We start from the raw sequence: 8,017 nt of genomic DNA on the forward strand, positions 1-8,017 counted from the left end.
CGTTGGTGGTGGGGGTGGGGTGCGAGCGGCCGTCGTCCCAGAAGGCGAAGAGCGCCTTCGTGGTTCGCCCGGAGAAGATTGAGTTCGGCCCCGCCGCGCTGGGCCGCACCAAGTCCTTCAAGCTGAAGCTCGCCAACGGCGGGCGCGCGTCGTACCGCGTGGAGGGCGCCGTCTCCAGCGTGCCCAACGTGGAGATTCCGCCCTTCGAGCCCTTCACCCTATCGGCCGGCGCCGAGCGGGAGATTGAAGTCCACTTCACGCCGCAGGTGGAGGGCGTGGTGCAGGGCTCGGTGGAAATCCTCTCCGACTCCGAGGACTCGGGCGAGGTGCCGGTGAATGGCCGCGGCGTGAAGGCCTTCGTCGAGGTGCCGGAGACGGCGCTCGACTTCGGCAACGTGGCCATGGGCATGGTGGAGATGCGCGAGGTGACGGTGCGCAACCCGTCGGACGTGGACAGCCCGCTGGCGCTGACCGTCCACGGCACGGACGCGGACCAGTTCACCGCGGGCCAGGGCCAGTCCACCACGCTGGCGCCGGGCGAGGAGCGCGTGGTGCCGGTGGCCTACGCGCCCCGGCGGCTGGGCTCGGCGGAGGCCGCGCTGCACGTGGTGGTGTGCGACGGCTGCGAGCCGGCGGTGATTCCGCTGCGCGGCATGGGCGTGGCGTCGAAGCTGGAAATCACGCCGCTGCGCGTGGACTTCGGGCGCGTGGCGCTGGGGGCCACCGCGGAGCAGTCCATCACCGTGCGCAACCAGGGCACGGAGCCCTTGAGCTACTCGGGGGTGCAGCTCTTGGACAACCCGGGCGGCGTCTTCAAGGTGGTGAACGCGCCGGTGGCGGCGAGCGGGGTGCTGGCGGCGGGCGCGGCGGTGGAGCTGCGCGTGGCCTTCACGCCGGTGGCCCTGGGCCGCGTGCGCGAGGGCCGGGTGGAGATTGGCGTGCGCGAGCAGGGCACCACGGCGCCCGGCCCCAAGGTGTCGCTGGCGGGCGAGGGCGGTGCCTCGTGCATCACCGTGCTGCCCCGGAAGCTGGACTACGGCGTGGTGGCGGAGGGGATGACGGCCACGCGCCAGGTGCAGGTCCTCAACCGCTGCCGCGAGGACGTGCTGGTGAACAACCTGCAGCTGGACACGAAGACGGGCGGCTTCTTCACGCTGACGCAGGCGCCCGCGAGCATCCCCGTGCCGGCCGGCGGGACGGCCCGGGTGGGCGTCACCTTCAGCCCGCGCGCCGGGCTGACGGCGCCGAGCACCGCGCAGCTGGCGGTGACGGTGCGCACGGCGGCCATGACCTCCACGGAGTCGGTGGCGCTGACGGGCGAGGGCCGCGTCTTCAAGCCCTGCGCGTATGAGCTGCCCAGCAACCTGAGGTTCGGCAAGGTGCCGGTGGGCGCCGAGGTGGGCCTGGGCATCTCCATCCGCAACACGGGCGGCGAGGCCTGCTACCTGGCGTCCATGCAGCTGGTGCCGGGCTCGGACGCGTCCTTCTCCGCGGCGCCGTTGGAGAACACCGTGCTGGAGCCGGGGAAGAAGGCGACGCTGGTGGTGCGCTTCAAGCCGGACGGGGAGGGGCCCTTCTCGGGGCTCGCCGAGGCGTGGGTGAACCACCCGACGGCCGGCCACCCGCTGGTGAATGTGTCGGGCGAGGGCGTGAAGGGCTGCTTCGCGGTGCAGCCCACCACGGTGGACTTCGGCGTCGCCAAGCTGTCCTGCGGCCCGCGCACGCGGGAGCTCATCGCGGTCAATGACTGCATCGCTCCCATCAAGGTGCAGGGCATGACGCTGGAGCAGACGGGCGAGGAGTTCAGCGTCAGCAGCCAGTCGGCCTTCCCGGTCGAGATTGGAAGCAACGGCGGACGGGTGCGGCTGTCCGTCACGTACACGCCGGTGGACGACGGTGACGACGCGGCGGCGCTGCGCTTCACGCTGGCGGACGGCTCCGAGTACACGGCGGGCCTGGTGGGCCGCGGCGTGACGAAGGCGGAGCAGACGGACCGCTTCTTCCAGGAGTCCGAGGCCAAGGTGGACGTGCTGTTCGTGGTGGATAACTCCGGCTCGATGATGGAGGAGCAGCAGAGCCTGGGGCAGAACTTCTCGGCCTTCCTGAGCGCGGCGAACCAGGCGGCGGTGGACTACCGCATCGGCGTGACGACGACGGGCCTGACGCCGTCTCCGGGCGGCTGGTCCGAGTGCCCGGGCGGCGCGCAGGGTGGTGAGAACGGGCGCCTGTTCCCGGTGGATGGCTCGCGGCCGCGCATCATCACCCCGAACACGCCGGACGCGGCGAGCATCTTCGCGAGCAACACCCGGGTGGGCGTGTGCCACTGGAACGAGCAGGGCCTGGACGCCGCGCACCGCGCGCTGAGCGACCCGCTGCTGTACCAGCAGGACGACCCGCGCACGCCGCTGGCGGCCGACGGCAACGGCGGCTTCCTGCGCGAGGAGGCGAAGCTGGCCATCATCTTCCTGTCGGACGAGGAGGACTTCAGCTCGCAGCCGGTGTCCTTCTACGAGACGTACTTCCTGGCGCTGAAGGGCAACGACAAGTCGAAGCTGAGCATCAACGCCATCGTCGGGCCGTCGGACCTGGGCACCTGCCCCACCGCCAGCAGCTCCGGCAACCGCTACATCCAGCTGGCGCTGGCGACGGGCGGCTCGGTGGAGAGCATCTGCACGCCCAACTGGGCCGCGTCCCTGGAGAAGCTGTCCGACAGCGCCTTCGGCCTCAACCGCAAGTTCCCCCTGTCCGAGGAGCCGGCGGACCCGGCGCGCATCACCGTGGACGTGAATGGCGCCCCGGTGACGTCGGGCTGGGAGTATGACGCGGGCAACAACGCCGTCATCTTCACCCGCGAGGCGGCCCCGCAGGCCGGCGCCCTGGTGGAGATTACCTACCCGCTGGGTTGCAACTAGGCCGCCCGGGCGGGAGGGGCTTCAAGGGGGCGCTCTCGCCGCGAGGCGGGGCGCCCCCGGGCGTTTTTCCAGCCTGGAGGGCGGGCAGGGGAGCTGTCATCTGTCAGCCACTGGCTTCATGGCGGTCGAGATGACTCGACAGCGCGGGGCGGGGCCGGCAGCCTTCCGGGTGAGATGCCGGAATCCCTCCTGGTCGCCGCGTTGGGTGACATCCACGGCCGCTTCCACCGCGTGGAGACGTGGTTGGACGCGCTGGAGCAGTCGCGCGGCCGCCGCGTGGACCTGGTGTTCGCGGTGGGGGACGTGGAGGCGTTCCGCCGCGCGGATGACCACCGGCGCAAGGCGGCCAAGCGGACCATGCCGGCGGAGTTCGCGGAGTACGCGGACGGCGTGCGCCGGGTGAAGCGGCCGCTGTTCTTCATCGGCGGCAACAACGAGGACTTCGCGGCGCTCCACGACATGCAGGACGGCGGGTTGTTGGCGCCGGATGTGTGCTACCTGGGGCGCGCGGGGGTGCGCGAGCTGCGGGGGCTGCGGGTGGCGTACCTGTCGGGCATCCACGCGCCGCGCTTCATCGACCAGCCGCTGAAGCGGCCCATGGCGCAGGACACGCTGAAGCAGGCCGGCTACTTCCGCACGCCGGAGGTGGAGCGGCTCATGGACGTGCGGGACGTGGACCTGATGCTGGTGCACGAGTGGCCGCGCGGCATCGTCCAGCGGGCGCGCGAGGAGAATCCCTCCCCGCCCCGTCCGTTGCCCTCGTATTGGATTGGCAATCCGGTGACGCGGCGGCTGGTGGACACGGTGCAGCCGCGGTGGCTGCTGTGTGGCCACTCGCACAAGGCCTTCGCGGTGACGCTGGAGGGGCCGGGACGGCCGGCCACGCGCATTGCCTGTCTGGACCAGGCGGCCCGGCCGCAGGAGGCCGTCTTCTGGCTGGAGTACGAGGGCCGCGAGGTGGTGCGCGCGGGCTGGGGGACGTCCGGCGCCGTGGCGTGGGAGGCGGGACAGCGGTGGGATTTGGCCGTGCTGCCCGTGCCCGAGGTGGATGGAGAGGGCACTCCGGCGGGAGCGGGGTACTGAGTCCTCCGGCGCGAGGAATCCGCCGAACTCCTAGAAGGCGCCGGAGAGGCCGATGACCTGGTGGCCGGCCATGGGGGCCATGCGCACGGGGCTGCCGGGGCGGCGGGCGGTGGCCTCGGCGTCATCGGTGCGGCCGTGGAGGAGCAGCGGCACGGCGAGGCCGAAGGCGGCGCCGAGCACGGCGCCGGTGGCCACGTCGGTGAGGTAGTGCTTGTCGGCGCCCATGCGCAGCAGGCCCACGGAGGCGGCGGCGGGGAGGCCGAGGGCCCAGATCCACGCCTGGTTCTTGTAGCCGCGCAGGGAGGCGACGGTGCCGGCGGAGACGACCATGGCGAAGGCGAGGTTGGTGTGGCCGCTGTAGAAGGAGAGGTTGTTGTCGCTGGCGTGTTCGACGAGCGGCTTCTGGTCCTCGGGGAGCTGGTGGACGAAGGGGCGCTCGCGGCCGACGATGAACTTCACCGTCTGGTTGGCGAGTGAGGCGAGCACGGCGCTCTGGACGATGATGGTGGCGTCCTGGGCGAAGAACTTGTCCGGGGCGCCGGAGCCGTGGCCGAGGGCGTACTGGAGGCCGAGCACGCCGACGGGGACGACGCCGAAGCCCATGATGTTGCTCCAGGTGTTGGCGCGGTCTCGGGACTCTTTCGTCTCACCGGCGAGGCCGCGGCCCCAGCGGTCCAGGCGGTTGAGCGTGTCGGTGCCATCGGGGGCGCGGTCGCACCAGCGGCACTTCGCGGGGGCGAGGTCGTCCTTGAAGAAGGCCTCGCTGGAAATCCAGAGCACGCCGGCGGTGCCGGTGATGACGCCGTCCCGGGCCCAGTCGAAGCGGAGCTCGTGGAGCCGGGGTTCATCCGAGCCGTCCTGGGCCACGGCCGGAGACAGCGGGGCCAGGGCCAGCAGGAGGGCAATCACGACGGGGTGTGGAGAGGAGCGCACGGGGCGGAGCATAGGTGGCTCGCGCGTGGGGGTTCCACCTTCCGGACGCGGTGCTCGCGACCCGCCGCGTCAGCCCCCCGACTCAGCGCCCCGCCAGCACCTGGCCTAGAGTCTCGGAGCGAACGCGCCATGACATCCTTCTTCACCGCCCGCATTCCGCTCGCCTCGCGGCTGGTCCTGCACGGGGGCACGCTCCTCGTCGGAGCCTTCACCTACCTCTACGCGCGGCTCGTCTGCTCGTTCATCTGCACCCTGCCTCCGAGCGTGCTGGCGCGCACCGTCCTCGCGCTCTCCGCGTTCCACATCCTCCTGCGCGAGGGGGTGTTCCGCCTGGCCCCGCCACCGGGAGAGCACCGCACCCAGGCCCGGCACGCCTATCTGCTTTCCGTCGCCACCTGGGTCGTCACCGGCTTCGCGGGCCTCGTCTGGCACGCCGCCAGCTACCCGTACTTCCCCTTCTTCAGCCACGTGAAGCTCGCCATCGGCTACTGGCTGCTCGGCAGAGGCATCCTCACGCAGGTCGAGTACCTCATCTTCGAGTACCTCCAGCCCGCGCCCCATTCGGCGGCGCGCCGCCTGAGCGAGCGCCTCGGACGCCGGCTCCTGGAGAGCTTCATCCTCTTCACCACCGTCCCCGTCGTCGTGCTGCTGCTCACCGTGCATCGTCTGGTGGGCGAGTTCCACGGGAGCCATCAGTCCGTCATCGACGCGGCCCTGCTCACCGGAATCATCACCGTGGCGGCGCTCCTCGCGGCCGTGCTGTATGGACGGAGCGTCCGGCGCGACTCGGAGCGGCTGCTGGAGGCCGTGCACCGCGTCGGCAGCGGAGACTTCCAGCCGTCCGCCGCCACCAGCCGTCCCGACGAGCTGGGCCTCGTCGCCGGAGGCATCAACGACATGGCCGAGGGACTCCAGCTGCGCGAGCGCATCCGCGACGCTTTCGGCCGCTTCGTCTCGCCCCAGGTCGCCAACGAGTTCATCGAGAAATACGCCCGCCCCGGCCGCGCCGCGGAGCTGGGCGGAAGCCGCCGCGACGTCGTCATCCTCTTCAGCGACCTGCGCGACTTCACGCCCCTGTCCGAGTCGCTCTCCCCGGAAGATCTCATCCAGGTGCTCAACGGCTACTTCGCGGAGATGGTGGCCGCCATCCAGAATCACGGCGGCATGGTGGACAAGTTCATCGGTGACGCCGTGCTGGCCGTCTTCGGCCTCACCGAGGGCTCGGAGAACCCGGCCGTCGCCGCCGTGGCCGCCGCCAGTGAGATGCGCCAGCGCTTGAAGGGCTACAATGCACGGCTCGCCGCGCGCGGCCTGTGCCTGCGGTCCGGCATCGGCATCCACGCGGGCGAGGTCGTCGCGGGGTACCTCGGCAGCACGGAGCGGATGGAGTTCACCGTCATCGGCCACAACGTCAACGTGGCCGCCCGCATCGAGAGCTGCGCCCGCGAGCCGTTGCCCTCACTTCTCTTCAGCGACGATGTGGCCCGGCGGCTCGCGGGCCGGGTCGACATCCGCGAGGTGGAGTCGGTGCCTCTCAAGGGCGTCGCGGAGCCGGTGCGTCTCTTCACTGTGGCGCGTGAGGCGGGCGACTCCCGGGCCGCGTGAAGCTGCCGGCCCTCTGCCGAGGCTCTCCCGAGAGCCCGGCGGACCCCCGGACGTCTGAGCCGCCCGCGGCCGGCTCTTGATTCGCGGCTCACCGCGTCGGCGGCTTTCGGACCGTCGAAGCCGCTCGCCGCCGGGTCCTCGCTCGCGGCTCGTGAAGTTGGTGACTCTCGTGCCAGCTGATTCAGGAGGCAGTCAGGCACTGCACGAAGCAGGGCGACGCCTGGCGAAGCTCGGACCGGGGCGGCGCGCTGAGCAGGGGGAGAGAGCACGCTGTCGAGCTGGAGGGCGTGTTCTGCTTCGGCAGGAGCCGTCGCCCCGACGCAAGCCCGTCGCTCCGAGCGCTGCCGTCCCGAAGTCGCGGGCCGTTGAAGCGTCCCGGGCACCTGACCCGAGTGTGGAGTCCCCACGCTTCCCACACCCGGGTCTTCCCTTCCGGATGCCTTCAGCGTCGCGACGCCCACATGCGCCGCGCCCACGCCACCGGGCTCCGAGCCTTCCGTAGCAGCCTCCTCCTCCAGAGGAGGAGACGCGCCTGGCTCACCTGGCGCCGAGCCTTCTGTCGCAGCCCCCGCCAGCGGAGGAGTCCCAGCACCTTCCGTCTCGGCGCCTTCGGTGCCAGCGCCCTCCAGCGGAGGAGTACCCGCGCCTTCTGTCTCGGCGCCTTCGGTGCCAGCGCCCTTCAGCGGAGGAGTACCCGCGCCTTCTGTCTCGGCGCCTTCGGTGCCAGCGCCCTCCAGCGGAGGAGTACCCGCGCCTTCCGTCTCGGCGCCTTTGGTGCCAGCACCCTCCAGCGGAGGAGTACCCGCGCCTTCTGTCTCGGCGCCCTCGGTGCCAGCGCTCTCCAGAGGAGGCGTTCGGCCGCCTCCGGCACCGGAGTCTTCCTCCGCCGCCAGCGCCTTCCAGAGCACCCGCCCCATGGGCTGGATGTTCTCCAGCGCACCCTGCTCGTCCCCCCGCGCCACGGCTCGCACCAGCTCCGCCAGCGCTCCCCAGATGAGCCCTTCGCCCATCTGCACGCTTCCGAGCGCCAGCGCTCCCTCGCGCTCACCTTGCGCCAGCACCTCGCGCACCAACTCCCGCGCCTGACTGCCCAACGCCTCCGGCTCCAGCGAGTCCGGGTGCCAGTGCATGAAGGTGAAGTGGAAGAGTTCCGGCTTCCGCGTCGCGCACCACGTCAACGCCTCCCAGAAGTTGTCGAAGACCTCGCGGAAGCCTCCCTCCAGCCGCTCCAGCTCGAGGTGCCCGCGTGCGATGCGGCAGAGTTCGGTCTCGGCCCACTGGCGCACCTCCCAGGCGAAGCCCGCCTTGCTGCCATAGCGCCTGTAGAAGCTGCCCACCGACATGCCTCCCGCCCGCGCCAGCTCCTCGGCACGCACGTGGCCATAGCCGCGCCCGGCCAGCGCCGCCGCCGACTCGCGCAGCGTCACCTCGCCCAGGTTCTCCCAATCCCACCTCCCCATCGAGGTCCACATCCCCATCCGCTC

General features: G+C 71.4%; 4 protein-coding genes and 1 pseudogene. 3 read left to right on the plus strand and 2 right to left on the minus strand.

What is annotated here, in order from left to right:
• The first annotated feature begins 2 nt into the window (after positions 1 to 2).
• Positions 3 to 2,912, plus strand: coding sequence for a choice-of-anchor D domain-containing protein (locus HG543_RS49150; RefSeq protein ID WP_169351897.1), 2,910 nt, complete (start codon positions 3 to 5; stop codon positions 2,910 to 2,912).
• A 174-nt stretch (positions 2,913 to 3,086) separates the two neighbouring features.
• Positions 3,087 to 3,995, plus strand: coding sequence for a metallophosphoesterase (locus HG543_RS49155; RefSeq protein ID WP_169351898.1), 909 nt, complete (start codon positions 3,087 to 3,089; stop codon positions 3,993 to 3,995).
• 30 nt (positions 3,996 to 4,025) lie between these two features.
• Here the strand turns inward: HG543_RS49155 and HG543_RS49160 are convergent, their stop codons facing one another.
• The gene (locus HG543_RS49160) at positions 4,026 to 4,940 is read right to left on the minus strand and encodes a phosphatase PAP2 family protein (RefSeq protein WP_169351899.1); all 915 of its coding nucleotides are present in this window, start codon (positions 4,938 to 4,940) and stop codon (positions 4,026 to 4,028) included.
• 117 nt (positions 4,941 to 5,057) lie between these two features.
• On the opposite strand from HG543_RS49160, the gene HG543_RS49165 reads away from it, so the two are divergent.
• Positions 5,058 to 6,533 (plus strand): adenylate/guanylate cyclase domain-containing protein, encoded by a 1,476-nt coding sequence (locus HG543_RS49165; protein WP_169351900.1) that lies wholly within the window; start codon positions 5,058 to 5,060, stop codon positions 6,531 to 6,533.
• Positions 6,534 to 7,840: 1,307 nt separating this feature from the next.
• Here HG543_RS49165 and HG543_RS57105 read toward each other — a convergent pair.
• Positions 7,841 to 8,011, minus strand: a pseudogene (locus HG543_RS57105) (hypothetical protein); the annotation flags it as partial.
• Positions 8,012 to 8,017 lie beyond the last annotated feature (6 nt).

This window comes from Pyxidicoccus fallax, assembly GCF_012933655.1.
In the GTDB taxonomy this organism is placed as follows: Bacteria; Myxococcota; Myxococcia; order Myxococcales; family Myxococcaceae; genus Myxococcus; species Myxococcus fallax.